This window comes from Streptomyces sp. NPDC058685, from assembly GCF_042714725.1.
Taxonomy (GTDB): Bacteria; Actinomycetota; Actinomycetes; order Streptomycetales; family Streptomycetaceae; genus Streptomyces.
The window spans coordinates 1-26,342 of sequence record NZ_JBHXSL010000026.1; the positions used below are offsets into that span (position 1 = coordinate 1).

The 26,342-nt window shown below is 71.8% G+C and carries 24 protein-coding genes and 1 riboswitch; of the genes, 8 read left to right on the plus strand and 16 right to left on the minus strand.

The features are described 5' to 3' along the window. Positions 1 to 43: 43 nt before the first annotated feature. Positions 44 to 994 (minus strand): BTAD domain-containing putative transcriptional regulator, encoded by a 951-nt coding sequence (locus tag ACFWU3_RS21090; RefSeq protein ID WP_384439561.1) that lies wholly within the window; start codon positions 992 to 994, stop codon positions 44 to 46. 259 nt (positions 995 to 1,253) lie between these two features. Beyond that, positions 1,254 to 1,874 carry a MerR family transcriptional regulator gene (locus ACFWU3_RS21095; protein ID WP_384439564.1) on the minus strand — a complete coding sequence of 207 codons (621 nt, stop codon included), beginning with the start codon at positions 1,872 to 1,874 and terminating at the stop codon, positions 1,254 to 1,256. An 86-nt stretch (positions 1,875 to 1,960) separates the two neighbouring features. On the opposite strand from ACFWU3_RS21095, the gene ACFWU3_RS21100 reads away from it, so the two are divergent. Continuing rightward, the gene (locus ACFWU3_RS21100) at positions 1,961 to 2,386 is read left to right on the plus strand and encodes a DUF3291 domain-containing protein (protein WP_384439566.1); all 426 of its coding nucleotides are present in this window, start codon (positions 1,961 to 1,963) and stop codon (positions 2,384 to 2,386) included. 70 nt (positions 2,387 to 2,456) lie between these two features. On the opposite strand, the gene ACFWU3_RS21105 is transcribed toward ACFWU3_RS21100, so the two are convergent. Together ACFWU3_RS21105 and ACFWU3_RS21110 are read right to left on the minus strand one after the other, a co-directional pair. After that, complete coding sequence (locus ACFWU3_RS21105; RefSeq protein ID WP_384439569.1) at positions 2,457 to 3,128, minus strand: O-methyltransferase; 672 nt, start codon at positions 3,126 to 3,128, stop codon at positions 2,457 to 2,459. 108 nt (positions 3,129 to 3,236) lie between these two features. Then, a complete protein-coding gene (locus tag ACFWU3_RS21110) occupies positions 3,237 to 4,349 on the minus strand; it encodes a DUF2330 domain-containing protein (RefSeq protein WP_384439572.1) in 1,113 nt (370 codons plus the stop codon). Positions 4,350 to 4,639: 290 nt separating this feature from the next. On the opposite strand from ACFWU3_RS21110, the gene ACFWU3_RS21115 reads away from it, so the two are divergent. Next, the gene (locus tag ACFWU3_RS21115) at positions 4,640 to 6,643 is read left to right on the plus strand and encodes a bifunctional glycosyltransferase 87/phosphatase PAP2 family protein (protein WP_384439575.1); all 2,004 of its coding nucleotides are present in this window, start codon (positions 4,640 to 4,642) and stop codon (positions 6,641 to 6,643) included. A 192-nt stretch (positions 6,644 to 6,835) separates the two neighbouring features. Here ACFWU3_RS21115 and ACFWU3_RS21120 read toward each other — a convergent pair whose 3' ends face one another. After that, complete coding sequence (locus tag ACFWU3_RS21120; protein ID WP_384439579.1) at positions 6,836 to 8,092, minus strand: cytochrome P450; 1,257 nt, start codon at positions 8,090 to 8,092, stop codon at positions 6,836 to 6,838. A gap of 274 nt (positions 8,093 to 8,366) precedes the next feature. Between ACFWU3_RS21120 and ACFWU3_RS21125 the strand changes: the two genes are divergently transcribed. Further along, positions 8,367 to 9,536 (plus strand): steroid 3-ketoacyl-CoA thiolase, encoded by a 1,170-nt coding sequence (locus ACFWU3_RS21125; RefSeq protein WP_313946608.1) that lies wholly within the window; start codon positions 8,367 to 8,369, stop codon positions 9,534 to 9,536. 12 nt (positions 9,537 to 9,548) lie between these two features. Here ACFWU3_RS21125 and ACFWU3_RS21130 read toward each other — a convergent pair whose 3' ends face one another. The 6 genes from ACFWU3_RS21130 to ACFWU3_RS21155 form a co-directional block, all read right to left on the minus strand. Further along, a complete protein-coding gene (locus ACFWU3_RS21130) occupies positions 9,549 to 10,490 on the minus strand; it encodes an ECF transporter S component (RefSeq protein WP_384439583.1) in 942 nt (313 codons plus the stop codon). Continuing rightward, the gene (locus ACFWU3_RS21135) at positions 10,487 to 12,241 is read right to left on the minus strand and encodes an ABC transporter ATP-binding protein (protein ID WP_384439586.1); all 1,755 of its coding nucleotides are present in this window, start codon (positions 12,239 to 12,241) and stop codon (positions 10,487 to 10,489) included. Before ACFWU3_RS21135 ends, ACFWU3_RS21130 begins: the two co-directional genes overlap by 4 nt. Next, positions 12,238 to 13,416: an energy-coupling factor transporter transmembrane component T gene (locus tag ACFWU3_RS21140; protein WP_384439589.1), complete on the minus strand. Its 1,179-nt coding sequence runs from the start codon at positions 13,414 to 13,416 to the stop codon at positions 12,238 to 12,240. The genes ACFWU3_RS21135 and ACFWU3_RS21140 overlap by 4 nt, the downstream gene beginning before the upstream one ends. Next, positions 13,413 to 14,081 (minus strand): SCO2322 family protein, encoded by a 669-nt coding sequence (locus tag ACFWU3_RS21145; protein ID WP_384439592.1) that lies wholly within the window; start codon positions 14,079 to 14,081, stop codon positions 13,413 to 13,415. The genes ACFWU3_RS21140 and ACFWU3_RS21145 overlap by 4 nt, the downstream gene beginning before the upstream one ends. Beyond that, on the minus strand, positions 14,081 to 15,346 hold the full coding sequence (locus ACFWU3_RS21150) for a prenyltransferase/squalene oxidase repeat-containing protein (RefSeq protein ID WP_384439595.1): 1,266 nt from the start codon (positions 15,344 to 15,346) through the stop codon (positions 14,081 to 14,083). Before ACFWU3_RS21150 ends, ACFWU3_RS21145 begins: the two co-directional genes overlap by 1 nt. Before the next feature lie 130 nt (positions 15,347 to 15,476). Next, positions 15,477 to 15,549: riboswitch (cobalamin riboswitch) on the minus strand. 304 nt (positions 15,550 to 15,853) lie between these two features. Beyond that, complete coding sequence (locus tag ACFWU3_RS21155; RefSeq protein WP_384439598.1) at positions 15,854 to 16,888, minus strand: MBL fold metallo-hydrolase; 1,035 nt, start codon at positions 16,886 to 16,888, stop codon at positions 15,854 to 15,856. A gap of 236 nt (positions 16,889 to 17,124) precedes the next feature. On the opposite strand from ACFWU3_RS21155, the gene ACFWU3_RS21160 reads away from it, so the two are divergent. Both ACFWU3_RS21160 and ACFWU3_RS21165 read left to right on the plus strand, forming a co-directional pair. After that, entirely contained in the window at positions 17,125 to 18,585 is a 1,461-nt protein-coding gene (locus ACFWU3_RS21160; protein WP_384439601.1) for an aldehyde dehydrogenase, read from the plus strand. Continuing rightward, entirely contained in the window at positions 18,585 to 18,818 is a 234-nt protein-coding gene (locus ACFWU3_RS21165; RefSeq protein WP_384439604.1) for a ferredoxin, read from the plus strand. Before ACFWU3_RS21160 ends, ACFWU3_RS21165 begins: the two co-directional genes overlap by 1 nt. Positions 18,819 to 18,853: 35 nt before the next feature. Here ACFWU3_RS21165 and ACFWU3_RS21170 read toward each other — a convergent pair whose 3' ends face one another. Further along, positions 18,854 to 19,474, minus strand: a complete 621-nt coding sequence (locus ACFWU3_RS21170; RefSeq protein WP_313946617.1) for a TetR family transcriptional regulator — start codon at positions 19,472 to 19,474, stop codon at positions 18,854 to 18,856. Positions 19,475 to 19,672: 198 nt separating this feature from the next. On the opposite strand from ACFWU3_RS21170, the gene ACFWU3_RS21175 reads away from it, so the two are divergent. Genes ACFWU3_RS21175 through ACFWU3_RS21185 form a run of 3 tightly spaced genes read left to right on the plus strand, consistent with a single transcriptional unit; the run spans position 19,673 to position 22,847 of the window. Further along, positions 19,673 to 21,028: a glycosyltransferase family 4 protein gene (locus ACFWU3_RS21175; protein ID WP_384439607.1), complete on the plus strand. Its 1,356-nt coding sequence runs from the start codon at positions 19,673 to 19,675 to the stop codon at positions 21,026 to 21,028. Beyond that, positions 21,022 to 21,753 carry a methyltransferase domain-containing protein gene (locus ACFWU3_RS21180; protein ID WP_384439610.1) on the plus strand — a complete coding sequence of 244 codons (732 nt, stop codon included), beginning with the start codon at positions 21,022 to 21,024 and terminating at the stop codon, positions 21,751 to 21,753. The genes ACFWU3_RS21175 and ACFWU3_RS21180 overlap by 7 nt, the downstream gene beginning before the upstream one ends. Next, positions 21,750 to 22,847 (plus strand): prenyltransferase/squalene oxidase repeat-containing protein, encoded by a 1,098-nt coding sequence (locus ACFWU3_RS21185; RefSeq protein WP_384439613.1) that lies wholly within the window; start codon positions 21,750 to 21,752, stop codon positions 22,845 to 22,847. Before ACFWU3_RS21180 ends, ACFWU3_RS21185 begins: the two co-directional genes overlap by 4 nt. Positions 22,848 to 22,889: 42 nt before the next feature. On the opposite strand, the gene ACFWU3_RS21190 is transcribed toward ACFWU3_RS21185, so the two are convergent. From ACFWU3_RS21190 to ACFWU3_RS21205, 4 genes are all read right to left on the minus strand, one after another. Then, complete coding sequence (locus ACFWU3_RS21190) at positions 22,890 to 23,183, minus strand: hypothetical protein (protein WP_384439616.1); 294 nt, start codon at positions 23,181 to 23,183, stop codon at positions 22,890 to 22,892. A gap of 91 nt (positions 23,184 to 23,274) precedes the next feature. Further along, positions 23,275 to 24,285 carry an LLM class F420-dependent oxidoreductase gene (locus ACFWU3_RS21195; RefSeq protein WP_384439619.1) on the minus strand — a complete coding sequence of 337 codons (1,011 nt, stop codon included), beginning with the start codon at positions 24,283 to 24,285 and terminating at the stop codon, positions 23,275 to 23,277. Between the two features lie 108 nt (positions 24,286 to 24,393). After that, positions 24,394 to 25,233 carry a hypothetical protein gene (locus ACFWU3_RS21200; protein WP_384439622.1) on the minus strand — a complete coding sequence of 280 codons (840 nt, stop codon included), beginning with the start codon at positions 25,231 to 25,233 and terminating at the stop codon, positions 24,394 to 24,396. A gap of 149 nt (positions 25,234 to 25,382) precedes the next feature. Beyond that, positions 25,383 to 26,342 (minus strand): N-acetylmuramoyl-L-alanine amidase, encoded by a 960-nt coding sequence (locus tag ACFWU3_RS21205; protein WP_384439625.1) that lies wholly within the window; start codon positions 26,340 to 26,342, stop codon positions 25,383 to 25,385.

Here is a 26,342-nt window from a genome sequence, read left to right on the forward strand (position 1 = left end):
CCGGAGAATCCCTCGCGGATTCTCCGGGGCGTTCTCGCGTCTTTCACACACCACCCGAGTGCAGCGCCTGGCCGCTGAGGAGTTCGGTCAGGAAGCCCATCACCGAGCGTGCCGCCGAGTCCTCCTGTTCGATGCGCTTCACCGTGAAACGCGTCCGTGTGAACTCGCGCGTGCCGGTCGGAGGGGGTTCCGCTTCGAGGCGGGCGCGGGCGTCGGGGGTCTCCGCCTCGGCGCCGTACAGCACGGGGGACTGCACACTGATCTGCTCCAGGCGCGCGGACAGCAGTGGGGTGTGGCCGTGTTCCGCGGTGAGCCGGTGGCGTGCGCGGGTGTAGACGCCGATCGCGTCGCCGCCGCGGCCGGAGCGGCACAGTGCCAGCATCAGCTGGTCGTGGAAGCGCTCGCGCAGCGGATGGGCGGCGGTGACCTCCTCCAGCTCCGGGATGATCCGCCGGTGCCGGCCCGTGCGCAGCGCGGAGTCGAAGAGGATCTCCAGCGCCTGCTGGCGTTCCTCCTCCAGACGGGCGACCAGCGCGGCGCAGACCGGGCCGTGCGGACCGCCCTCCAGGGCGGTGCCGCGCCAGAGGCCGAGGGCGCCGCGCAGGGTGGCGTACGCGCTCTGCGGATCGATCCGGTACATCCGCTGGGCCTGATCCACGGCGAGGCAGAACTGGCCGCTGTCCATCTCCGTGCGGCGGGCCTGGAGCAGGTAGCCGGAGGCGTGGGCCACCAGACGTGGGGTCGCGGCCCGTTCCGGTTCCGCTTCCGCGAGCGCCTTGCGCAGTCCCGACACATGGGCGTTGAGCGTGTTACGGGCCTTCTTCGGCGGCAGCGCGCCCCAGAGTTCGCGTACCAGCCGTTCCCGCGGGACCGGGGAATTCGCGCGGGCGAGCAGTGCGCCCAGCAGCATGCGCTGCTTGGGACTCGTCAGCGGAATGCGCCGGTGCCGTTTCTCGTCGTACAACTCGGGCGCGCCCAGAATTCTGAACTGCATGCTCTTGCCTCCCCGTGCGCGGTGCACGGTATTCACCGTGCTGCATTCAGCACACGAGGAGACCATTCGTAGGACCGGGCGGGCTTGAGTTGCGGCTACTCACTTCACCCCTCCCACTCCGGTGTTCCGCGCCGTATGCGGAGCGGGAGTTCCCCATCGGGGTGAGTACCGATCACTCATGTGTCCGTCACACACACCGTGATGGCATGGACGCACACGTGGGTCCGGTCGATTCCCGGAACGCGGCGGACCGTTCGGGTCAGCCGCGGTGCCGGATCGTCGACTCGGCCTCCTGGGCGAGCCGGCGCAGTGCCAGCAGCGCGGGTTCCAGCAGGAAGGTCAGCAGTACGGCCCGCTCGGCCTTTTCGAGCGGATCGTCCGGTCCCTGGAGCTGGTCGAGATCGAGCACGGCCGTCTTCTCGGCGAGTTCGGCGTACGGGACGAGATCGTGCCAGTCGTAGTCCATGCCGAGGGAGCGCAGCGTGTGGAGAGTCTGGGTGATGACCTGGCGGGCCGGATTGTGCTCGCTGACCTTCCAGCCCATCTCGGAGACCAGCGCCGCCACACCGGAGTGGTCCTCCTCCGCGGCGCCCTCGTCCTTTCCGCCGGCCGGCCACACGCCGAAGACGAGACCCAGCAGCTCATGGGTGTCGGAGTTGCCCTCGGAGATGGTGTCCAGGACGTCCTTGGCGGCGCTCACCGTCAGGCCCCGGACGCCGATGAGGGCCCGGATCAGCCGGAGGCGGCGCACATGCGACTCGCCGTACTCCGCCTGGGTCGCGGCTGTGGCGCGTCCGGGCGGCAGCAGCCCTTCGCGCAGGTAGTACTTGATGGTCGCGGTGGACACTCCGCTGCGGCGGCTCAACTCGGAAATTCTCACCCTGATCCCGCTTCCCACTGGCAATTGGGCAGCACTGCTGTCTAATATAGATACTGCCACTCACCAACTGTGGATGCGAGGATACCGTGCCGACTCTTCCCTGGGCGACGCCGAACCCGGCCCGGCCCGACACCACCGCCTTCGTCATGGCCTCGCGTCTCGACGTGAGGTCCGCCAAGGACGTTCCGCGCTTCTTCCTGAAGTCGCTCTCCGCCTGGGGCCAGGTGCGCAAGGCGCCGGGCGCCCTCGGGGCCTCCCTGGAGGCCCAGCTCCTGAAGGGCGTCTTCTTCACCCTCTCCGCGTGGGAGGACAAGGAAGCCCTCTACACCTACGCGCGGACCGAGCCCCACAAGAGCATCATGACCGGGCTGCGCTCCGTCATGAGCGAGTCCACGTTCACCTTCTGGGAGGTCCCGGTGGCGGAGCTGCCGATCGACTGGAAGGACGCCAAGCGGCGCATCGAGGACCAGGCGCGCACGGACGCCGCGAGCGGCGGCAGCGCCCCGCGCTGACCCACCGACTCCCGGCCCGGGGCCTCCCCCGTCCCCGGGCCGGGGCAATTCCCGGCCGCCGCCGGGCCCGTCAGGAGACGACGCGCGCCAGCAGGAAGCCGTCGTAGCCCTTGGTGCCCACCGTCTGGACCGCCGTGGCGTCCAGCCGCGGCTCGTTCGCCACCAGTTCGTACATACGGCGGGTGCCGGCGATCGCGGGATCGGTGCTGTTCTCGTCCACCACGGCACCGCCGCGTACCGCGTTGTCGACGATGATCACGCTGCCGGGGCGGGACATGGTGAGGGCCCACTCCACGTACTGCGGATTGTTCTTCTTGTCCGCGTCGATGAAGATCAGGTCGAACGGGCCCGCGCCCGGCTCCTTCGCCAGCAGTGGCAGCGTGTCCAGCGCCGCCCCCGTCCGCACCTCGGCGATCTTGTCCAGGCCCGCGCGGGCCAGGTTGGTCCGCGCCACCTCCGCATGCTCGGCGCTGTACTCCAGCGAGATCAGCCTGCCGCCCTCGGGCAGCGCCCTGGCCAGCCAGATCGTGCTGTAGCCGCCCAGTGTCCCGATCTCCAGCACCGTCCGCGCGCCCTGGAGGCGGGCCAGCAGATGCAGCAGCTTGCCCTGGTTCCCGGCGACGGCGATGGCGGGGAGCCCCGCGCTCTCGCTCTCCGTGAGGGCCGCGGCGAGTGCCTCGTCGTCGGGGGCGAGGAGGTCGGTGATGTAGCGGTCGACGGCGTTCCACTGCTCCTGAGTCATACGTCCAACCTATTCCAGGCAGGGACCTTCCCGTCCGGACCAGCTTCCGCAGGAAGGTCGCCCGTCAGGTCTGCTCCCGTCAGGCCCCCGCCCGGTGGGGCGCGGCGCTCAGGACAGCGGCGGCGGCGCGTGAACGGGCGGCGGCGGGATCACCGGCCGACGGCGATGGGCCCGGACCCGCAGAACGACGATCACGGCCACCAGCGCGAGCCCGCCGCCGACGGTCAGCAGCCACGCGGGAACACCGCCGACGGTCAGCAACTCGTCCTCGTACACCACCCGCCGGAAGGGTGTGTCCTGCTCCGCGGCCCGTAGGACGTGGTCCCCGTTGATCCGGTCCGGCCGCGGGAACTCCTGCTCCAGCGCGGTCAGGAACCTCCCGCCGCCGCCCGTGAAAGCGTCGAGGGCCGCGCTCCGCTCCGCCGCGCCGGCGAACAGCACCTCCGGCTCGTCGCCGCCGATGGCGCTCTGCGGCTCCATCCGGTGTGCGGCCAGGACGAACAGCCCGAGCGACTGCGGGTTCTTCGCCAGCCGGGACAGCCGCATCGGATAGACCGGCCGGTCGCTCGCGAAGCGCAGCGTCAGCGGATCCAGCGTGCCGCGCAGCACGGCGTCGTCGGCATCCGGCGCCAGCCGCACCGCCACGTACTCCCACTGCTGCCGCACATACGGGCGCAGCTCGGTCTCCAGCCCGTCCGGCAGCTCGAAACCATTGGTTTTCAGCCAGCTTCGCAGCGCCTCGGGGTCGGTCGCCGTCAACCGGGCGACATCGAAGTCGCCGAGCCTCTCGCGTCCGACGACCCCCACCCCGGGAGCACCGCTGCCCGGTGCCGGCGCACCGGCCGAGTCGCCTGCCGAACCGTCCGAGAGGGGCCAGTCGCCCTCGCGGGGCCAGAAGTGGTGGCGCGTCCTCTCCTCCGGCTCGATCGCCCGCTCCAACTCGTCGAACAGCGCCCGATCACCGAGTTCGACGGTGGCGCGGGTGGGCACGGGCATGATCCACGCGGCCTCGGGAGCGTCCCCGTCGACCGTGAACCGCATCTGGATCCGCTCGACGCGCCCGTCCCAGCTCACGACCGACGTCTCCCGGTCGACGGCCATCCGCGAACCCCGGTCCGGGATCATCGCGCCGCAACCGCAGGCGTACGCCGGGGCGATCAACGATCCGAGCTGGAGCGCGAACAACGCCAGCACCACCAGGACAACGCGCCGTCGCAGCACACCCGCTGAGGCGCCGCGCGTCCGAACCCGCAGGTGTACGCGCCGGTGTTCTTGTATGTTCCCCCGCATACCTCCTCCGACGACGGCCCGCGGCCCGTGGTTCCGGGGTCGGTTGGCGAGATATTCGGTCAAAACAGGGTGACACTCAGGCAAAGAGGGGGTTGCCTGAGTCTCCTTCATGGGGCAGTGCAAGGCTCTACGGACCTGAATCACAGAACGCAGGGGAGGCGCGGCGCGACGTGGCGAACGCGGAGCACAGCGTGCGCGGAAGTGCGACGACGGACTCGAGGATGGGTGCGGCCAGGGCGGCGCTGTGGCTCGTGGCCGCCGTTCTCGCGATACGGCAGGCGACGGCGGTACTGCGTCTGCCACCGGGGGAACGGCTCGTCGACCTGGAGACCTGGATAGGTGAGAACGGGGTCCTGCACGTCAAGGGCTCCTTGTACGACACCGACCGGTTCACCGGCACCCCGTTCGCCGGGCTGGTGCTCAAACCGCTGACCCGCTCCGCCGAGCAGAGCCTCGGTGTCGCCTGGACCTTCGGGACCCTGCTGCTCGTCGTCGGGATAGGACTGGTCGTCGCCCGCGCGCTGCCGGGGCCGGTCTCGCGCCGCAGCGGTCTGCTGGCGGCGCCCATCGCCATCAGCCTGTTGATGCTGTCGCTGCCGGTGCGCAACAGCTTCTATCTCGGGCAGACGAGCATCATCCCGGTCCTCCTCGTGCTGGTCGGCTGTTTCGTCGCCCGCGGTGAGAGATCGTCCGGTGTGCTGATCGGCATCGGCGCGGCCCTTCAGCCCACCGCACTGCTCTTCGCGCCCCTGCTGTGGTTCACCGGACGCAAACAGGCCGCCGTCACCTCGGCGGGGACCTTCACCGCGTTGTCGGCGCTCGCCTGGGCCGCACTGCCCGGCGACTCCTGGACGTACTGGGTCCACCATGTGGCGGGCGCCGGCCTCGGCGCCCGCCCCGACAGCCTCGCCAACCAGTCCCTGCACGGTGCGCTGTTGCGCTTCGGCCTCGAAGGCCCGCTCGAGATCACGCTGTACGCGGCGCTGGCCGCGGCCGTCGTCTGGTTCGGCCTGCGCCGCGCGGTGCGGTACGCCAAGGACGGCCAGCTCCTCCTCGCCGTCGCCCTCACCGGCTGTGTCGCCGTCGCCGTCTCGCCCACCGCCTGGCAGCACCAACTCCTGTGGGTGCTGCTCGCCGTGGTCGGCCGGGTCGGCAAGCGGGCGTCCGACCGGATGCTCTGGCCGGTTCTCGTCATTCTGGCGATGACGCTGCCCGGCAAGATGCTGCTGCCCAACATGGCCGTGACGCACCCGGTGCGCGACAACGCCCTGCTGATCGCGGCGCTCGCCGCCGCCGTCGCGGTGCCGTTCCTGCCGCGCACCTCGCCGTACTTCCGCCGCCCGGTCCCGACCGAGTACGTCTCCCCGGTTCCGTCCCGTTGGAGCCGGATCCCGCTGCTGCCGTTCTGGCGGCGCGTGCTGGCCCGCCCGAACCTGCTCCTCGAACTGCTGGTGATCCGGGTCGGCTACTCCGCCTACTCGCACATCCGCACCGCCGCCACCGGCAGTGTCGGCGCGGCCGAGGAGCACGGCCGGCAGGTCGTCTCCATCGAGCGGGCGCTGCACATCGACATCGAGCTGTGGGCCAACAAGGCCGTGGCGAACGCGGAGTGGGCCGAGTCCTTCTTCAACTTCTACTACACGTCGTTCCACTTCGTGGTGCCGCTGAGCATCCTCGGCATCCTCTACGTCCGCCGCCCCGTCGACTACCGCTGGGCGCGCTCGTCGCTCGCCTTCGCCACGGTCCTCGCCCTGCTGGGCTTCTGGCTCTATCCGCTGGCCCCGCCGCGGCTGATGCCGGGCATGGGCTTCATCGACACGGTGCACGGGCCGCAGGACCTCGCGAACCCCGACTACGGAGCGATGACCGCGGTCACCAACCAGTACGCCGCGATGCCGTCCCTGCACTTCGGCTGGTCGCTCTGGTGCGGACTGGTCGTCGTCGTGCTCGCGCCGAAGCTCTGGATGAAGCTGCTGGGCCTGCTGCACCCGCTGTTCACGGCCGGCGCGATCGTGGCCACGGCGAACCACTGGATTCTGGACGCGGTGGGCGGCGCGGCGGTCGTCGGCGCGGGCTTCGGCCTGACGTACGTGCTCTCGGGACGCCGGAGACTGCTGCCGTCGACGGTGACGGAAACCGCGAGACCGGGGACGGGCCTTCCCAGGGAACGCGCGGAGGAACGCGCGGAACCGGCGGAGTCCGCGGTCCCGGCCGCCCCCAAGTGACGTACGCGGCCGGAGTCGCGCGCACGACGTACGAGATGTGACGTGCGCCCCGAGGTGACGCGCAGCCCGAAGTGGCGCAGGCGAAGTGGCGCAGGCGACGGGAGGCAGGGGCGGGGCGTGGGTGAGGGGCCCCCGCCTCCCGCGTTCGGTGGGCGGATCCCGGGCGCCGGTGCACGGCTCCCGGGGCCTTGGTCAGCCGTGGACGACCTGGAGTTCCTTGATCCCGTTCAGCCAGGCCGAGCGCAGTCTCCGGGGGTCGCCCGCCAGACGCAGGTCCGGCAGCACGTCCGCGATCGCGTTGAAGATCAGGTTGATCTCCATCACCGCCAGCGACTTGCCGAGGCAGAAGTGCGGGCCCCCGCCGCCGAAGCCGAGGTGCGGGTTGGGGTCGCGTGTGATGTCGAACCGCTCGGGTGCGTCGAAGACCTCGGGGTCGTTGTTGGCGGACGAGTAGAAGATCCCGACGCGGTCGCCCTTGCGGATCTGCTGACCGCCGAGTGTGAGGTCCTGGGTCGCGGTGCGCTGGAAAGAGACGACGGGGGTCGCCCAGCGCACGATCTCCTCGGCCGCCGTCTCGGGGCGCTCGCGCTTGTAGAGCTCCCACTGTTCGGGATGGGTGAGGAAGGCGTGCATACCGTGGCTGATGGCGTTGCGTGTGGTCTCGTTTCCGGCCACCGCCAGCAGGATCACGAAGAAGCCGAACTCGTCGTTGGAGAGGTTGCCCTCGTCCTCCGCGGCGACCAGCGTGCTGACGATGTCCTTGGCCGGGCACTCCTTGCGGGCCGCGGCGAGGTTCATCGAGTACGAGACGATCTCCATCGCCGCCTCGGCGCCGATCTCCTCGGTGATGGCGTACTCCGGATCGTCGTACGCCGCCATCTTGTTGGACCAGTCGAAGATCTTCGCCCGGTCCTCCTGCGGCACACCGATGAGTTCGGCGATCGCCTGGAGCGGGAGTTCCACCGCGATCTCGGTGACGAAGTCGAAGCTGCCGTCGCTCTTCGCGCCCGCCCGCGCGCTCTCCACGATGCCGCGGGCCCGCGAGCGCAGGGCGTCCTGGAGGGACCGCACGGCGCGGGGAGTGAAACCGCGCTGGACGATCTGACGCACCCGGGTGTGTTCCGGCGGGTCCATGTTGAGCATGATCAGCTTCTGGACCTCGATCTGGTCACGGCTGATCGACTCGTTGAAGCGGATGACCGCGGTGTTGGTGTTGGACGAGAACAGCTCCGGGTGGGTCGAGACATGCTTCACGTCGGCGTGCCGGGTGACCGCCCAGTACCCCTCGTCCTGGAAACCGGAGATGCCGGCCGGCTGCGCGCACCACCAGACCGGTGCGGTCTGCCGCATCCGGGCGAACTCGGGGTGCGGGACGCGGGCTTGGAGCAGATCGGGGTCGGTGAAGTCGAACCCTGCGGGCAGATGGGGGCAGTCCTTCGGCAGCTTCAACGTCAACTCCAGGGTCTCGCGGCGGGTCCGGCGGCGGTGCCCGGGGCACCAATCTCTGACGACCCATCAGAATTGACCGAAAGCTAGTAACGAGTTCTACAAGTGGCAAGAGCCACGGCGGGAACTGTTGCGCGCCAACTCCGCAGCGGGGGCGTGCAAGGCCCTTGCGTACCGGGGGTAGCACTCATAAGACTTCTCAGAGAACTAGAACGCGTACTAGTTCTCGTGCGACGGCGCCGGGACGCCCCGCACATGTGGAGGAGAGGACGAGCTCATGGCCGCGGAACCCGTCATCGTCGAAGCCGTACGCACTCCCATCGGCAAGCGCGGAGGCGCGCTCGCCAATCTGCATCCCGCCTATCTCCTGGGCGAGACCTACCGTGAACTGCTCGGCCGTACCGGCATCCAGGCCGACTGCGTCGAGCAGATCGTCGGCGGCACGGTCACCCATGCCGGCGAACAGTCCATGAACCCCGCGCGCACCGCGTGGCTGACCATGGGGCTGCCGTACGAGACGGCGGCGACGACCGTGGACTGCCAGTGCGGATCCTCGCAGCAGGCCAGTCACATGGTCGCCAACATGATCGCGGCGGGTGTCATCGACGTCGGCATCAGCTGCGGGGTCGAGGCGATGTCGCGTGTGCCGCTGGGCAGCGGCTCCAAGCACGGCCCGGGCAAGCCGTTCCCCGACGAGTCGAACGTCGATCTGCCCAACCAGTTCGAGGCGGCCGAGCGCATCGCCCGCCACCGCGGACTGTCCCGCGAACGCGTCGACTCGCTCGGGCTGCTGTCGCAGGAACGCGCCCAGGAAGCCTGGGCCGAGGAGCGCTTCAAGCGCGAGACGTTCGCCGTCCAGGTGCCGACGACCGAGGAGGAGCAGGCCGCGGGGCAGGGCATGTGGCGGCTCGTCGACCGTGACGAAGGACTGCGCGACACCAGCATGGAGGCGCTGGCCCGGCTGAAGCCGGTCATGCCGACCGCTGTGCACACCGCGGGCAACTCCTCGCAGATATCGGACGGCTCGGCGGCCATCATGTGGGCGTCGAAGCGGATGGCGAGGGCTCTCAAGCTGAAGCCGCGCGCCCGGATCGTCGCGCAGGCGCTCGTCGGTGCGGACCCCCACTTCCACCTCGACGGCCCCATCGACGCGACCCGCGCGGTGCTGGGCAAGGCGGGGATGTCCCTGCGGGACATCGATCTGGTGGAGGTCAACGAGGCGTTCGCGTCGGTGGTGCTGAGCTGGGCGCAGGTCTTCGAGCAGGACCTGGACAAGGTCAACGTCAACGGTGGCGGCATCGCGCTCGGGCACCCGGTGGGCGCCACGGGCGCCCGGCTGATCACCACGGCGCTGCACGAACTGGAACGGCGTGACCGGGAGTTCGCACTGATCACGATGTGTGCGGGGGGCGCGCTGTCGACGGCGACGATCATCCAGCGGCTGTAGCGGGCGGGACGGTCACCGGGCCGGGGCCCCTCCCGGGGCCCGGCCCGAGCCCGGGTCCGCCGGGCCCTCGGACCCGGCCGGCGCCTGCGACGCGGCCGGTCCCTCGAACGCGGCCGGCGCCTGCGACGCGGCCGGTCCCTCGAATCCGGCCGCACCCTCGAACGCGACCGGCGCCTCGAACGCCGCCCGGCGCGTGGCACGACGCAGCGCCTTGAGGACGGTCGAGCCGATGGCGAGCGTCAGGACGACCGTCAGCGCCGCCCGACCGAGGTCCCAGCCGAACGAGGTCGCCGCGCAGTAGGCCAGAAAGCGCACCAGGTTGTCGTGGACCGGATCGCCCGGCCGGAAGGAGATCCCCGACGACAACCCGCCGATGTACGTCCAGCCCTGAAGGTTCATGATCGTGCCGTAGGCGAACGCGGCGACCGCGCCGTACGCCCCGAGCATCAGCACCTCGGCACGGCCGCGCAGCCGCTCGGCTCCCGGCAGCAGCCCCGCGCCCATCGTGAACCAGCCCATCGACAGCATCTGGAACGGCATCCAGGGCCCGACCCCGCCGGTGAGCAGCGCGGACGCGAACATCGTCACCGAGCCCAGGACGAAGCCGAAGCCCGGCCCCAGCACCCTGCCGCTCAGGACCATCAGGAAGAACATGGGTTCCAGGCCCGCGGTCCCGGCGCCGAGCGGACGCAGCGCCGCCCCGACCGCGGCGAGCACGCCGAGCATGGCCACCGCCTTGGCGTCCATGCCGCTGTCCGCGATCGTCGCGACGACGACGGCCACGAGCAGCGGAAGCAGCGCGGCGAACAGCCAGGGCGCGTCCGCGGAGTGGGCGAGCCCGGACCCGGGGTCGGCGAGCAGCGGCCAGCCGAAGGCGACCACTCCGACCGCGCTCACCAGCGCGAGCGCGAGAACGGAACGGGGGCCCAGCCGGACCGGACGTGCTGTCGTCATCGCAGCGCCTCCCGGACCTCGGAGACGGTCAGCCAGGGCTGCGGAGCGAGGATCTTGGCGACCTGCGGCGCGAAGGCGGGTGACGAGACGACGACGTCGGACGTCGGTCCGTCCGCGACGATCTCGCCGTCGGCCAGGATCACCACCCGGTGCGCCAGTTCCGCCGCCAGCTCCACGTCGTGCGTGGCCAGCACGATGCCGTGCCCCTCGCGCGCCAGACCCCGGAGCACACCGACGAGCCGGGCCTTCGCCGCGTAGTCCAACCCGCGGGTCGGCTCGTCGAGAAGCAGCAGCGGCGGACGCCCGGTGAGGACGACGGCCAGCGCGAGCGCGAGCCGCTGCCCCTCGGACAGATCGCGCGGATGCGTTCCGTCCTGCACGCCGGGCAGCAGCTCGCCGACCAGCGCCCGACAGGAGCCCGGCTCGGCGCCCGCGTCGGCGTCGGCGGCCGCGCACTCGGCGGCGACCGTGTCCGCGTACAGCAGGTCGCGCGGCTCCTGCGGCACGAGCCCGACCTGCCGGATGAGCTCGCGAGGGCTGGTCCGGTGCGGGGTGAGACCGCCGACCAGGACGCTGCCCGAGGCGGGTTCGACCATGCCGACGAGGGCGGAGAGGAGGGTCGACTTCCCGGCGCCGTTGCGCCCCATCAGCGCGACGGTCTCGCCGGCGCCGACCGTGATGCCGACTCCGCGCAGCGCCTCCACGCGCCCGCGGCGCACGCCGAGCCGGGTGGTGACGGCGAGGTGGTCCGCCGGCCCCGTCCGCACCGGTCCCGTCGCGCGGCTCGCGGACGCGCCCCTCACCGGGAGGAACTTCCGGCGCCCGGAAGGCCGGTCGGTGGCGGAAGCCCGGTCCGTACCGGAAGCGCGGTCCGGGACCGAGGCGCGGTCGGCACCCCGATCGCCCACGTCCGGTCCGGTCCTCGTGGGGGAGAGGTCCGCCAGACGCTCCCGGAGGCCGGACGCCCTGCGCCGGGCGTCCCGTACGGACAGCGGCAGTGGGTCCCAGCCAGCGAGCCGTCCGAGGCCCACCACGGGCGGGTACACCGGCGACGCCGCCATCACCCCGGCCGGTTCACCGATCACGGGAGCCATGCCGGGACCGGGCAGCAGGACGACCTGGTCCGCGTACTGCACCACCCGCTCCAGCCGGTGCTCGGCCATCAGCACCGTGGTGCCGAGGTCGTGCACCAGCCGCTGGAGGACCGCCAGCACCTCTTCCGCCGCGGCCGGGTCCAGCGCGGACGTCGGCTCGTCGAGGATCAGCACGCGCGGGTGCGGGGTGAGCACCGAGCCGATCGCGACCCGTTGCTGCTGCCCTCCGGAGAGCGTGGCGATCGGCCGGTCGCGCAGCTCCGCCAGGCCGAGCAGATCGAGCGTCTCCTCTACCCTCCGGCGCATCACCTCGGGCGCGAGACCGAGCGACTCCATGCCGTACGCCAGCTCGTCCTCGACCGTGTCGGTGACGAAGTGGGCCAGGGGGTCCTGGCCCACCGTGCCGACGAGGTCCGCCAGTTCGCGCGGCTTGTGCGTGCGGGTGTCACGGCCGCCGACGGTGACACGACCGCGCAGGGTGCCGCCGGTGAAGTGGGGCACCAGTCCGGACACTGCGCCCAGCAGTGTCGACTTGCCGACCCCCGACGGACCGACGAGGAGCACCAGCTCCCCTTCGGGAACGGTCAGATCGACGTCGCTGATCGCGGGCGACGCGGCATCGCCGTAGGTCACCGACACGTTGTCGAAGCGGATCACGGGGTCGACTCCTTGGATGCCTCGGGGACGGGCGCGACGAACGCCGGCAGCAGTCCGATCAGGATGCCGACCGCGGGCCACAACGGCAGGGTGGGCGCGGTCAGCGGCACGACGCCCGGGTGCAGCGCCTGGGGGTCCCAGCTGCCCGCGCGGATCATCAACGCCGCGACGGCCACGCCCGATCCGGCCACCAGCCAGGACCGCGGGCCGAACCGGTCGGGGCGGTAGCGGCTGCGGACGGAGCGCCGGCCGCCGAGCCACAGTCCTGCCAGCGCGGCGCCCAGCCCGCCGACGAGAACGGGCAGTCCGTACGCGGCGCCCTCCGCGGCCAGCAGCCCGTACGTGCCCGCGCAGACTCCGAGGAGCCCGCCGAGCGTGAGGACGGTGGTCGTACGGCGGACGGCGGGCGGGACCTGGGCGCTGCGCCCGTACCCCCGCGCGTCCATCGACGCGGCGACCGCGACCGAACGCTCCAGCGCACCCTCCAGGACGGGCAGTCCGATCTGCGCGATCGCCCTGATCCCGCCGGTGGGGCGGCCGCGCAGCCGGCGGGCGGTGCGCAGCCGGACGACGTCGGACACCATGTTCGGCGCGAAGGTCATCGCGACGACGACGGCGACACCGGCCTCGTACAGCGCGGCAGGCAGCGACTTGAGCAGCCGGGCCGGATTGGCGAGAGCGTTGGCGGCGCCGACGCAGATGAGGAGCGTGGCCAGCTTCGCGCCGTCGTACAGCGCGAACACGATCTGCTCGGCCGAGACCCGGCCGCCGATCCGGATGCCGCGGACCCAGTCGGGAAGCGGGACTTCGGGAAGCGTGAGCAGCACATGCGTACCGGGGATGGGGGAGCCGAGCACCACGGAGAAGAGGACACGGACGGCGATGACGACAAGACCCAGCTTGACGAACGCGCCGTAGGAACGGGCCCAGGGCGCGTCCGTGCGCCGGGCGGCGACGACATAGCCGGCCACGCCCACGAGCAGCCCGAGGAGCAGGGGGTTCGTGGTCCGCGACGCGGCGGTGGCGAGCCCGAGGGCCCACAGCCACCAGGCCCCGGCGTGCAGCGAGTTGCCGCGGTGCGCCTCGGGCGCGCGCAGCCGGTGCCACGGGGACCGGTGTCCCCGTGCTCCCGCGCCGTCCGCCGGTTCGCGCCGCACGCCGGTGTCCGTCCTCATCCGCGCCGGCGCCGGGACTGCCACACCGCCGCGGCTGCCAGCAGCCCGATCGCCGCCAGGCCCGCCACCAGTCCGAGCGACGGACCGCCGTCCGAGCCGGCCGAGCCCTCGGAGGCAGCCGCCGTCGCGGAGGCGGCGGGTGCCGAGGAGGCGGCCGGAGCCGCGATCTGCTCGCCGCAGCCCGACACCGGATAGCCCGAGATCCCGCACAGCAGCGCCTGGTTGTTGTACCGCAGGGGCTTCGCCACCGACGCCAGCGCCTCCGCCGTCGTCGCGTCGGGTGCCACCCGGGCGCACGCGGCCCGCAGCGCGGGAGGTGCCTCGCCCTTCGGCGCGTCCTGCGGGGTGCCGGGGTCGATGACCAGCGCGATCCGCTTCGTGCCCGCCTTCGGGGCCGTGCCTGCGCAGATCGCCGCGAAGTCCGGCGCCTTCCGCGGTCGCGCCGAGTCCGAGCTGTCCTCGCTCACGGAGAACCGGAAGCCGTTGACCGCGCCGTCGTCGGGGCGCGCCGTCGCCGGTCCCTCGGTGGCGTACGCCCAGGTCCCGTCACCGGCGCCCTGCCAGAACGACCAGTAGCGGTAGCCCGCCGCATGGGCGGGCCCCGCGCCCAGCACCGTCAGCGCGGTGCCGAGCGCGAGGACCAGGGCGAGCAGTCGCGCCCGCATCACTGCTTCTTGCGGCGGCCGCTGAACAGGATGCCCACGCCGACGCTGGCCACGAAGAACGCGCCGACGATCCACCACACGCCGATGCCGGAGTCGTCCTTGCCGTCCTTCTCGGACGCGTCGGACGACCCCGTCGACCCCGACGAATCGGACTTCTCGGCGCCGGACGCCTGCGGAGCGGGCCCGGTCGCGTTCAGCTGCTCCACGAGGTCGGCGCCACCGAACTCCTGCGGGTCCGCGCCGAAGGCGTGGGCGGCGAGGATCAGCTGCGCGTACGCCGCCGGTCCCGACGCCTTCGCCCAGGCCGCCGCGTTCTTCTCCAGCCACGTCATCGTGTCGGCGGCCTGGTCGAAGTGGCCGGCGGCGGACAGGGCCGTCACCGCGTCCGCCGTGTTGCCGAAGTCGGGCTGCGGGGCAGGGTTCTCGGCCCCGGGCATCGGCGCCGAGTCGAGGTGACCGGTCTTCTTCAGCGCGGTCACGAGGTACGCGGCACCGTTCTGCGCGGCCTGCTCCGGCGTGGCCCCGGCGCCGCAGGCGGCGGGCGCCACCGGCTTCGGACCCTCGACCGCGAGGCCCTTGCCGAGCGCGCCCAGCACGCCCGCCGCCGTGGAGTCGGCGACTATGCCGGGCTGCTTCACCTGGAACACGAACGCGCCGGCGTCCTTGCCGGTGCAGGGCTTCGCGAAGGTCAGCAGAGCGTCGTACGGCGACTTCCCGCTCTTCGCCTTCACCGCGGCCGGCTTCTCGCCCACCGACGCGAGCGCGCCGATCACGACGGAGGTGGAGTTGGCGTCACTCGCGCCGCCGGGGTTGTAGCCCCAGCCGCCGTCCGCGTTCTGCACCGACTTCAGCCACGCGACGGACTTCTTCACCGCGGCGTCCTGGCCGCCGAGCGCGGCGAGAGCCTGGACGGCGGCAGCGGTGGCGTTGGAGTCCAGCGGGAGCTTGGCGTCGCACGGCTTGGAGGCGTCCGCGCGGTACGAGGGGAAGGCGCCGCTCGCGCACTGCTGGCCGGTCAGCCAGTCGACCGCCTTGGTGGCGGGCTTCACCTTCACCGTGTCCTGCGCGAGCAGGGCCAGCGACTGGCGCCAGACGCCGTCGTAGGCCGGGTCGGTCGTGCCGTAGAGACCGGAGGGCAGGACGGTGGACGGCGACGGCTTGGGGGCGGGAGCCGCGAAGGCTGCCGGTGCGGCGGCCGCGACGACGGCCATGCCGAGAACGGCGGATGCGGCGACCGCCGCGGTGGTGCGGCGAACGGGGGTCATGGCGGGCGGGCCTCTCCTGCGGGAGAGCCGGGCACGGGCACACGTGGGCACCAGGGCTCCGGCTCCGTATTCCTCGACGGTGCCGGCCACCGGCGGTTGCCGGGGCACGAGCCGGTCACGGCCGCGTACGGGGCAGTCCGGCTCACCGCCGGCGACGGCGGTTCACGGTTGCGGGTCAGCGCCGGATTTGCACCGGCTTCCCCCCGTACGGGTGTGATGACGACTCGCTCACTGTACCGGCCGGTCACCAGGGCCCCTCCGGGCGGATCCCGCCCATGGCGGTGGGGCCCGCGCGGGGGAGCGGGGGCGGGACTCTCCGGAGCGGGCGGCCCGGTCCGCGGGGGACGGGCGGCGGGTCGACCGGTGCCGTCCGCCGGGGCGGTCGGCGCGGCTCGGTCCGGGGCCGGGCGGTGAGGTGAGTCGTACGACCCGGGCCGGGCGGTGAGGTGAGTCGTACGACCGGGGCCGGGCGGTGAGGTGAGCCCTGCGCCCCGGGCCCGGCGCCGGTCAGAGAGCGACGTACGTCGTGGGCGTCCCGGACAGCACCTCCGCGCGCCCGAGCTTCACCAGTCGGCGCAGATGCGCCTCGGCCTCCGAGACGGCGATGTTCCGCGAGCCGTAGGGGATCTCCTCCCACGGCCGGTTCCACTCCATCCGCTCGGCGGTCTGCCACGGCGTGAGCGGTTCGGCGAGCAGGTCGAGCAGCCCGGTGAGGCGCTCCTCGTGATGGCCGAGCAACTCCCGTACGCGGCCGGGGGCGTCGGCGAACGCGTGCTGGTGCGCGGGCAGCACCTCGGCGGGCGCGAGCCGGCCGATGCGCTCCAGGGAGTCGAGGTAGTCGCCCAGCGGGTCGGTGACCGTGGCGTCGTCGGGGTCCTCGTAGAGCCCGATGTGCGGGGTGATCCCGGGCAGCAGATGGTCCCCGGAGAACAGCCGCCCGTGACCCGGCAGTCCGGCCGGGTGGTCCTCCTCCAGATGCAGACAGACATGGCCGGGTGTGTGGCCGGGGGTCCAGATCGCCCGCAGCTGCCGGTCCCTCAGGTCCAGCAGCTCGCCCGGCACGATCTCCCGGTCGGGCAGGGCGGCCCGCAGCCCCGGCAGCGTCCGCATCCGCCCCTGCTCCCGGGCTGCCCGCAGGGGCGCGACGTGCTCGTCGGGCGCACCGGCCCGGCTGAGCTTGTCGGCGAGGTAGTCGAGCCACCGGGCGGGCTCGGCGTCCCGGGTCCGGCGTACGACGTCGGCGTCCGCCGCGTGCATCGCGATCCAGGCCCCGGACGCCTCGCGGACCTGCCCGGAGAGGCCGTGGTGGTCGGGGTGGTGGTGGGTGACGACCACCCCGTGGATGTCGGTGATCCGCACCCCGAGCGAGTCCAGTCCCGCTGCGAGGGCGTCCCAGGAGGAGGGGTCGTCCCATCCGGTGTCGACGAGGACGGGCCCGCGGCCGGTGTCGAGGAGATGGACGAGTGTGTGACCGAGAGGGTTGTCCGGGATGGGCACCTCGATGGACCAGACGCCGCCGCGGTGGTCGATCACCTGGGGCATGGGGGCCTCGTCTCTGTCCGGCGGCAGGGCCACGCCCTCCCACTATAACTAGAACGGGTTCCAATGGTCGCCCAAGTCGACCGGTTTCCCGTGGGGTTGAGGGCACGCCTTCCCCGGGATCGGGGGTGCGCTGCCACCGGCGGGCTTCTTCGTCACCGCCATTGCTCCCCATAACTAGAACTGATATCAGTTCTGAAACAGTGTCAGAAACAGCCCGGGTGCAGGAGGCAGCAGCCATGACCGAGCTCGTGGAACACGGAAAGCTGTTCATCGGCGGCGAGTTGGCCGATCCCGCCGGCGGCGGGACCATCGAGGTCGTCTCACCCCACACCGAGCAGGTCATCGGCCGGGTCCCGCACGCGTCGCGCGCCGACGTCGACCGCGCCGTGGCCGCCGCGCGCAGGGCCTTCGACGAGGGCCCCTGGCCGCGCGCGACGCTGGAGGAGCGCATCGCCGTCGTGAGCCGCATCAAGGACGCGATCGCCGTACGGCACGAGGAGATCGCGCGCTCCATCAGCTCGCAGAACGGCTCCCCGTACTCCTGGAGCGTCCTCGCCCAGGCGCTCGGCGCCATGATGGTCTGGGACTCGGCGATCGCCGTCGCGCGGGACTTCGTCTACGAGGAGACGCGGGCCGGAGCGCTCGGGCCGATCCTCGTGACGCGCGAGCCCGTCGGCGTGGTGGCGGCCGTCGTGCCGTGGAACGTCCCGCAGTTCACCGCCGCCGCCAAGCTGGGCCCGGCGCTGCTTGCCGGATGCACCGTCGTGCTCAAGCCCTCGCCCGAGTCGCCGCTCGACTCCTACATCCTCGCCGAGATGGCCCAGGAGGCGGGTCTGCCGGAGGGCGTGCTGTCGATCCTGCCCGCCGACCGCGAGGTCAGCGAGTACCTCGTCGGGCACCCCGGCATCGACAAGGTCTCGTTCACCGGTTCCGTGGCGGCCGGCAAGCGCGTCATGGAGGTCGCGGCACGTCATCTCACCCGCGTCACCCTGGAGCTCGGCGGCAAGTCGGCGGCCGTGATCCTCCCCGACGCCGACCTCGACACCACGATCGCCGGGATCGTCCCGGCCGCGTGGATGAACAACGGCCAGGCCTGTGTGGCCCAGACCCGCATCCTCGCGCCGCGCAGCCGCTACGACGAGATCGCCGAGGCGCTCACGGCCGCGGCCGCCGCCCTGGTGGTCGGCGACCCGCTCGACCCGGCCACCCAGGTCGGCCCGCTCGTGGCCCGGCGCCAGCAGCAGCGCTCCCTCGACTACATCCGGATCGGGCAGGAGGAAGGTGCCAAGATCCTCACCGGCGGCGGCCGCCCGGCGGCGCTGGAGAGGGGCTGGTACGTGGAGCCGACGCTGTTCGGCGGCGTCGACAACTCCATGCGGATCGCCCGCGAGGAGATCTTCGGCCCGGTCATCTGCCTGCTGCCGTACGGCGACGAGACGGAGGCCGCGAAGATCGCCAACGACTCCGACTACGGGCTGAGCGGCAGCGTGTGGACCTCCGACGTCGCACGGGGCATCGACTTCGCCCGCCGGGTCCGGACGGGCACGTACAACGTCAACACCTTCAGCCTCGACATGCTCGGCCCCTTCGGCGGCTACAAGGACTCCGGTGTGGGCCGGGAGTTCGGCCCCGAGGGGCTCAGCGAGTACCTGGAGCACAAGATGATCCACCTGCCGGCCGGGCACGGGGGCGTCTGATGGGGGACCGCTGGCACGTCGAGGTCGACCGGAGCGTCTGCATCGGCTCGGGCCTGTGCGTCGGCAACGCCCCGGAGGGCTTCCGCCTCGACTCGGCGCGCCAGTCGCACGCCCGCGACACGGACACCGACGCGAACGAGCGGATCCTGGCGGCCGCGGAGTGCTGCCCGGTCGAGGCGATCGCGATCACGCTGCTGGACAGCGGGGAGCCGGTCTTCCCCCCGGAGGAGTAGCCGGCCCGGCCGCGGTTCGAGGCCGGTACGGGTGATCAGTGACCGCGCCGTGGATCCGTCAGGTCGATCAGTCTGCACACCGTCTCGATGTCGATCTTGACCTGGGCGATCGAGGCCCGGCCCGAGAGCCAGGTGATCAGTGCCGAGTGCCAGGTGTGCTCGATCACCCGGACCGCGGAGAGCTGTTCCGGGGTCGGGTTCTCCAGGCCCATCGCGTCCAGGATGATCGCCGTCGTCTGGCGCGAGACCGTGTCGACCTCGGGGCTGACGCTGCGGTCCGCGAAGGTCAGCGCCCGCACCATCGCGTCCGCGAGGTGCGGCTCGCGCTGGAGGGCGCGGAAGGCCCGCATCAGGGTCTCCGCGACCCGGTCGGCGGCGTTCTCCCCGGCCGGGGGGCGTTTGCGCAGCGTCGTGTGCATGTGCTGGAGCTGGTCCTGCATCGTGGCGACCAGCAGATGGATCTTGGAGGGGAAGTAGCGGTACAGCGTGCCGAGGGCCACCCCGGCGGCCTCGGCGACCTCGCGCATCTGCACCGCGTCGAAGCCGCCCCGGCTGGCGAGCTGGGCGCTGGCGTGCAGGATGCGACGGCGGCGCGCCTCCTGGCGCTCCGTCAGGGGCGGCGACGCCGGCCCCGCCGGCTTGGCTTCGGCTGTCATGGGTCCCGTTCCACGCGCGACTTCGGATCGCACAGCATGGCAGCGGTCCCGTCGTGGCGCGAATCACCTGATCCGGCTCTTACGGCGGTGCTACCAGCCGGTAGATTCGAAGCTCCTCGAACGATCAAGTCTGAAACTTGTTCTAGATTAGCGCGAGCGGTTACGCTCCGGCGAAAACGCATGAGAAGGGGGCCGTGAGTGACCGCTGAGGCCATCGAGGTCGGCCCTCGTCCGGGGCCGTCCGGCGGCGGTGACGCACCGCTGCGCATCGCGCTCCTCACCTACAAGGGCAACCCCTTCTGCGGCGGCCAGGGTGTCTATGTGCGCCACCTCTCGCGCGAGCTCGCCCGCCTCGGGCACAGCGTCGAGGTGATCGGCGCCCAGCCCTACCCCGTGCTCGACGAGGGCGTGCCGCTCACCGAGCTCCCGAGCCTCGACCTGTACCGCAGCCCGGACCCGTTCCGCACGCCCCGCCGCGGCGAGTACCGCGACTGGGTCGACGCCGTCGAGGTCGCGACCATGTGGACCGGCGGCTTCCCCGAACCGCTCACCTTCTCGCTGCGCGCCCGCCGCCATCTGCTCGCGCGCCGGGGTGAGTTCGACGTCGTGCACGACAACCAGACGCTCGGTTACGGACTGCTGGGCGACCTCGGCGCACCGCTCGTCACCACCATCCACCACCCGATCACGGTGGACCGGCAGCTGGAGCTGGACGCCGCGGACGGCCGCCGTCGCCGCCTCTCCGTACGCCGCTGGTACGGCTTCACCCGTATGCAGAAGCGCGTCGCTCGCCGGCTGCCGTCCGTCCTCACCGTGTCCGGCACCTCGCAGCAGGAGATCATCGAGCACCTCGGCGTGCGACGTGACCGCATCGAGGTCGTCCACATCGGCGCCGACACCGACCTTTTCTCGCCGAATCCCGCCGTCGCCGAGGTGCCCGGGCGCATCGTGACCACCTCCAGCGCCGACGTGCCCCTCAAGGGCCTCGTCCACCTGGTGGAGGCGCTGGCGAAGCTGCGCACCGAGCACCCCGCGGCCCATCTCGTCGTCGTCGGCAAGCGCGCCGAGGACGGGCCGGTCGCCCAGCTGATCGAGCGCTACGGCCTCCAGGACGCCGTGGAGTTCGTCAAGGGCATCACGGACGCCGAACTCGTCGACCTCGTGCGCAGCGCGCAGGTCGCCTGTGTGCCGTCGCTGTACGAGGGCTTCTCACTGCCCGCGGCCGAGGCGATGGCCACCGGAACGCCGCTGGTCGCCACCACGGGCGGCGCGATCCCCGAGGTCGCGGGCCCCGACGGCGAGAGCTGTCTCGCGGTGCCGCCCGCAGACGCGGGCGCGCTGGCGGCGGCGCTGGGCAGACTGCTCGGCGACCCCGAGCTGAGAGCGCGTCTCGGTGCCGGCGGCCGCGAGCGGGTGCTGTCCCGTTTCACCTGGGCCAGAGCGGCACAGGGCACGGCCGAGCGCTACCGCGAGGCCATCGCCATGGGCCGTTCCACGGCCAAGGAACCAGGCCGCCCCGCGGCCCCAGTGGTGGGGAGCAACCACTCATGCTGACCGTCGACTTCTCCCGCTTCCCGCTCGCCGCGGGCGACCGGGTCCTGGACCTCGGATGCGGTGCCGGCCGGCATGCGTTCGAGTGCTACCGGCGTGGCGCGCAGGTCGTGGCGCTCGACCAGAACGGCGAGGAGATCCGCGAGGTCGCCAAGTGGTTCGCCGCCATGAAGGAGGCCGGCGAGGCCCCTCAGGGCGCGACGGCCACCGCCATGGAGGGCGACGCACTCAACCTCCCCTTCCCCGACGAGTCGTTCGACGTCGTGATCATCTCCGAGGTGATGGAGCACATCCCCGACGACAAGGGCGTGCTCGCGGAGATGGTGCGGGTGCTCAGGCCCGGCGGACGCATCGCGATCACGGTGCCGCGCTACGGCCCCGAGAAGATCTGCTGGGCCCTCAGCGACGCCTACCACGAGGTCGAGGGCGGGCACATCCGCATCTACCGGGCCGACGAACTGCTCGACAGGATCAAAGAGGCCGGTCTGGAGCCGTACGGCACCCACCACGCCCACGCCCTGCACAGCCCCTACTGGTGGCTCAAGTGCGCGTTCGGCGTCGACAACGACAAGGCCCTGCCGGTCAAGGCGTACCACCAGTTGCTCGTCTGGGACATCATGAAGAAGCCGCTGGCCACCCGGCTCGCCGAACAGGCGCTGAACCCGCTGATCGGCAAGAGTTTCGTGGCCTACGCGACCAAGCCGCACCACCCGGAGGTCGGGGCGTGACTGTGCCCAGGCGCAGCCACGGCCGTACCGAACACCTGGTCCTGCCCGGGGTGCTCACCGCCGAACAGGCCGCCGAGACCGTTGCCGGGATCGTCGCCGTCCAGCGCGAGGACGGGGCGATTCCCTGGTTCCGCGGGCACCACCTGGACCCGTGGGACCACACCGAGGCCGCGATGGCGCTGGACGCGGCGGGCGAGCACGAGGCCGCGTCCCTCGCCTACGACTGGCTGCTGCGGCACCAGAACGAGGACGGCTCCTGGTACGCGGCGTACCACGACGGGGACGCCACCCTGGCGACCGACCGCGGCCGGGAGACCAACTTCGTCGCCTATGTCGCCGTCGGTGTCTGGCACCACTTCCTGGCGACCGGCGACGAGGCGTTCCTCGACCGGATGTGGCCGTGCGTCCAGGCGGCGATCGAGTTCGTCCTGCGGCTCCAGCAGCCCGGCGGGCAGATCGGCTGGAAGCGCGAGGCCGCCGAGGACGGCGGCGCGGCGGTCAACGACGCACTGCTGACCGGCAGTTCGTCCGTGCACCACGCACTGCGCTGCGCCCTGGCGATCGCCGAGGAGCGCGAGGAGCCGCAGCCCGACTGGGAGCTGGCGGCGGGCGCTCTGGCACACGCCATCCGCTGTCACCCCGAGCGCTTCCTCGACAAGAGCCGCTACTCGATGGACTGGTACTACCCGGTGCTCGGCGGCGCGCTGACCGGAGTGGAGGCGTCGGAGCGCATCGAGAAGCACTGGGACGACTTCGTCGTGCCGGGGCTCGGGGTGCGCTGTGTGCTGCCGAACCCGTGGGTGACCGGCGGCGAGAGCTGCGAACTCGCCCTGGCCCTGTGGGTCATGGGCGAGTCCGACCGTGCGCTGGAGATCCTTCAGGCCGTAGGCCATCTGCGGGCCGAGGGCGGTATGTACTGGACGGGGTACGTCTTCGAGGGGAGCCCGGCCGTGTGGCCGGAGGAGCTCACCACCTGGACGGCGGGCTCCCTGCTCCTCGCGGTGGCCGCGCTCGGGGGGGACGAGGCGACCACCGCTGTCTTCGGAGGAGAGCGCCTGCCGCGGGGGCTGGCTCCCGACTGCTGCACGGCGTAGGGCCTGTTGAGCGGGCCCTGTCCGTACGGTGTGCTGGTGGTACTAGTGGCGGCGCAGCCTGCCGGCCACGGCATGGCCGACAAAGAGGTAGACCACGGCTGCGAGGCCGTATCCGGCGACGACGCGTGCCCACGCCTCGTCGAAGGTGAACAGGTCGTAGGACCAGCCGGCGAGCCAGTGGGCCGCGTCCTGGACGAAGTTGACCAGGTCGTTGGCGCGGTTGGCGTCCAGCAGGTACATCAGGATCCACAGGCCCAGGATGAAGGCCATGACATCCGCGACGATCGCTATGACCGTCCCGGCCTGGTTGCTTCCAGTGCGATGACGAGGACTCATAGCCCTCGGATTGCCGCTTGTGCCCGTGTGAAACCCACCGTTTCTCGAACACGTGGCGCAGCAGGTCCCCGCAGGACGGCAGAAGCCCTTGCTACAGGGCGAGTTCGGCGAGAACGCGCATGGTGTGCGGATCCGGGGCGGTCACGAGCAGATCGGTGACCGGTCCGGACCGCCACGCCTCCAGGCGTTCCGCGATCCGTGCGCGCGGCCCCACGAGCGAGATCTCGTCGGCGAAGGAGTCCGGCACCGCGTGCACCGCCTCCTCGCGCCGTCCCTCCGCGAACAGCCGCTGGACCTCACGGGCCTCGCCCTCGTAGCCCATGCGCGCCATCAGATCGGCGTGGAAGTTGCGGGCCGCGTGGCCCATGCCGCCGATGTAGAAGCCGAGCATCATCTTGACCGGCAGCAGGCCCTCCGCGAGGTCGTCGCAGACCTGGGCGCGCGCCATCGGCGCGATGACGAAGCCGTCGGGCAGATCCGTGAGCGAGGCCTTGTACACGTCGGTCCGCAGCGGGGACCAGTACAGCGGCAGCCAGCCGTCGGCGATCCGGGTGGTCTGCGCGATGTTCTTCGGCCCCTCGGCCCCGAGCAGCAGGGGCAGCGAGGCGCGCAGCGGATGCGTGATGGGCTTCAGCGGTTTGCCGAGACCGGTGGCGCCGTCGCCGCGGTAGGGGTGCGCGTGGAAGCGCCCGTCGAGTTCAACGGGGGCCTCGCGCCGCAGGACTTGGCGGATGACGTCGATGTACTCGCGGGTCGCGGTGAGCGGGCTGCTCGGGAAAGGGCGGCCGTACCACCCCTCGACGACCTGCGGTCCCGACAGACCGAGGCCGAGCATCATCCGCCCGCCGGAGAGATGGTCCAGGGTGAGCGCGTGCATCGCGGTCGCGGTGGGGGTGCGCGCGGCCATCTGCGCCACCGCCGTCCCGAGCCGGATGCGCGAGGTGTGCGCGGCGATCCAGGTGAGCGGGGTGAAGGCGTCGGAGCCCCATGCCTCGGACGTCCACACCGAGTCGTAGCCCAGGCGCTCGGCCTCACGGGCGAGTTCGAGATGGCCGGGGTCGGGGCCGCGGCCCCAGTAGCCGAGAGCAAGTCCGAGTCGCATACCAGACACCCTCCGGAGCCTCGTCCAACGTCTGACGGTGCGTCAGAATACGCCGACGGCCCCCCGCCCGGGAAGGGCGGGGGGCCGTCGGTCGGACCGGCGGGCGGATCAGCCGCGCTGGATGCCCGAGGTGTCCTGGAGCACGCCGCGGCGGCCGTCCTGCGTCTGGGCGATCAGGCCGGGACCGCGCTGCTCGACCGCGAGGTACCAGGTGCCCGGCGCGAGTTCCGCGATCGGGGTCGGCGAACCGTCCTCGCCGTACAGCGGACGGGCCACCGGCACCGCGAACCAGAACGGCGTGAACTCGGCACCGGACTTCTGCGGCGCGGCCGGACCGGGCTGGGGCTGCCCCGCCTGCGGCTGACCGGGCTGGGGCTGGCCGCCGTAGGGCTGCTGGGGCTGACCGGGCTGACCGGGCTGCACGCCGTACGGCTGCTGCTGGGCGCCCGGGTAGCCGTAACCACCCTGCGGCTGGCCGCCGTAGGGGGCGGGGGCGGGACGGGGGGCACCCATGAGCGGGGCCCGGAAAGCGGGCACGATCAGCGAGCACACGGCGCCTGCCGCGAGCACGAGAGCGGCGATGAAGCCGAGGATCAGGCCCACGCCCGCATCCACGCTCTCGCCGAAGTCCAGCGGGCCCGCCGGGTCGAAGATCGCGCCGATCGCGGTCCACGCGGTGAAGACCGCCACCGCGACGCCGACCTGGCCGAGGTCCAGCCCGATGACCTTCGGCGGCTGGGGCAGCGCGTGCGAGAGAGCGATCAGCGCCGCGGCGATGATGCCGGCCAGGTAGACACCCAGGAGCAGGGTCCCGTTGTCCCAGGCGGTCGGCACGTCGTCACAGTTGTTGCCCGAGCAGTCGAATGTGTCGAGGAACGAGGCGATGAACAGCAACACCGCTGCTCCGATCACCACGCCGTCGCCTCGAGTGAGGGAGCGGATGTTCACGTGAAAAGTCCTTCGTCGGTCGTCTCATCGGGGCGGTCGTCGCTGCCGCCGGTTCGGCGGTGTGCACAACGCGGAGCTCGGGGGTGACTCCCCATCGTAGGGATGAATCTATCGTCTGGCCGATCCGGTCGTCTGCCCGGTATCGGGACTTACCTCGTGAGGTAGCTGCCGATGCCGTCCGCGATTCCCTGCGCCGCCTTCTGGCGCCAGCCGGAGCTTGTCAGAAGTGCCGCGTCCTGTGCGTCACGCATATTGCCGCATTCGATGAACACTTTGGGCACGGTGGACAGATTGAGACCGCCGAGATCCTTGCGCACGTCCAACGCCGTACCGTCGCCGACGTAGTTGGAGGGTGCGCTTCCGGTCGCCCGGACGAACTTCCCGGCAATGCGCTCGCCGAGGTCACGGGACGGGCCGACGATCGCCGTGGTGTCCGCGCCGCCCGCGCTGACCAGGGCGGGAAGGATCACATGGAAGCCGCGGTTGCCCGCGGCCGAGCCGTCGGCGTGGACGGAGACGACCGCGTCCGCCTTCGCCTTGTTGCCGATCCTGGCCCGCTCGTCGACGCAGGGACCGAACGCCCGGTCGTTTTCGTGGGTGAATTCGACCGTTGCGCCCTGCTTTTCCAGCAGAGTGCGAAGACGTTGTGAAACATCACGTGTGAATGCGGCTTCGGTGTAGCCGTCATTGGTGGACGTACCCGTTGTGTCGCATTCCTTGCGATTGGTTCCGATGTCCACGAGCTTGTTGATCTCGGACGTGTGCTTGAAGTTGCCGGGATTGTGTCCGGGGTCGACGACCACGACCTTTCCGGCGAGCGGTCCTGCCCCGCCGCCCTTCGGCGGCGCGGAGGGGGCCGGGGCGGGCGCCGAGGTGGCCGGCGGCGTCGGCGAGGGGGAGTCGGAGGCGTCCGGCCCCGGCTTGCCCGCGGTGGTCTGCCCGCTCGGCAGCGGCAGCACCTTCGGCGGTTCGCTGTCGTCCGGACCGCTCATCGCCAGCCAGACCAGCCAGCCCGCCAGGGCGCTCGGCACCAGAGCGGCGATCACGACGGTGAGGGTGCCGCGGCCGCGGCGCGGGTGCGGGGTGTGCTGGTTCTCGTCGTACGACAC

Bases quoted from the DNA above. Each gene is read 5' to 3' on its own strand.
- ACFWU3_RS21140 (WP_384439589.1), bottom strand. From the start codon at position 13,416: ATGAGGACGGACACCGGCGTGCGGCGCGAACCGGCGGACGGCGCGGGA.
- ACFWU3_RS21125 (WP_313946608.1), top strand. From the start codon at position 8,367: ATGGCCGCGGAACCCGTCATCGTCGAAGCCGTACGCACTCCCATCGGC.
- ACFWU3_RS21170 (WP_313946617.1), bottom strand. From the start codon at position 19,474: ATGACAGCCGAAGCCAAGCCGGCGGGGCCGGCGTCGCCGCCCCTGACG.
- ACFWU3_RS21155 (WP_384439598.1), bottom strand. From the start codon at position 16,888: ATGCCCCAGGTGATCGACCACCGCGGCGGCGTCTGGTCCATCGAGGTG.
- ACFWU3_RS21090 (WP_384439561.1), bottom strand. From the start codon at position 994: ATGCAGTTCAGAATTCTGGGCGCGCCCGAGTTGTACGACGAGAAACGG.
- ACFWU3_RS21150 (WP_384439595.1), bottom strand. From the start codon at position 15,346: ATGACCCCCGTTCGCCGCACCACCGCGGCGGTCGCCGCATCCGCCGTT.
- ACFWU3_RS21190 (WP_384439616.1), bottom strand. From the start codon at position 23,183: ATGAGTCCTCGTCATCGCACTGGAAGCAACCAGGCCGGGACGGTCATA.
- ACFWU3_RS21160 (WP_384439601.1), top strand. From the start codon at position 17,125: ATGACCGAGCTCGTGGAACACGGAAAGCTGTTCATCGGCGGCGAGTTG.
- ACFWU3_RS21145 (WP_384439592.1), bottom strand. From the start codon at position 14,081: ATGCGGGCGCGACTGCTCGCCCTGGTCCTCGCGCTCGGCACCGCGCTG.
- ACFWU3_RS21180 (WP_384439610.1), top strand. From the start codon at position 21,022: ATGCTGACCGTCGACTTCTCCCGCTTCCCGCTCGCCGCGGGCGACCGG.
- ACFWU3_RS21105 (WP_384439569.1), bottom strand. From the start codon at position 3,128: ATGACTCAGGAGCAGTGGAACGCCGTCGACCGCTACATCACCGACCTC.
- ACFWU3_RS21115 (WP_384439575.1), top strand. From the start codon at position 4,640: ATGGGTGCGGCCAGGGCGGCGCTGTGGCTCGTGGCCGCCGTTCTCGCG.
- ACFWU3_RS21195 (WP_384439619.1), bottom strand. From the start codon at position 24,285: ATGCGACTCGGACTTGCTCTCGGCTACTGGGGCCGCGGCCCCGACCCC.
- ACFWU3_RS21130 (WP_384439583.1), bottom strand. From the start codon at position 10,490: ATGACGACAGCACGTCCGGTCCGGCTGGGCCCCCGTTCCGTTCTCGCG.
- ACFWU3_RS21165 (WP_384439604.1), top strand. From the start codon at position 18,585: ATGGGGGACCGCTGGCACGTCGAGGTCGACCGGAGCGTCTGCATCGGC.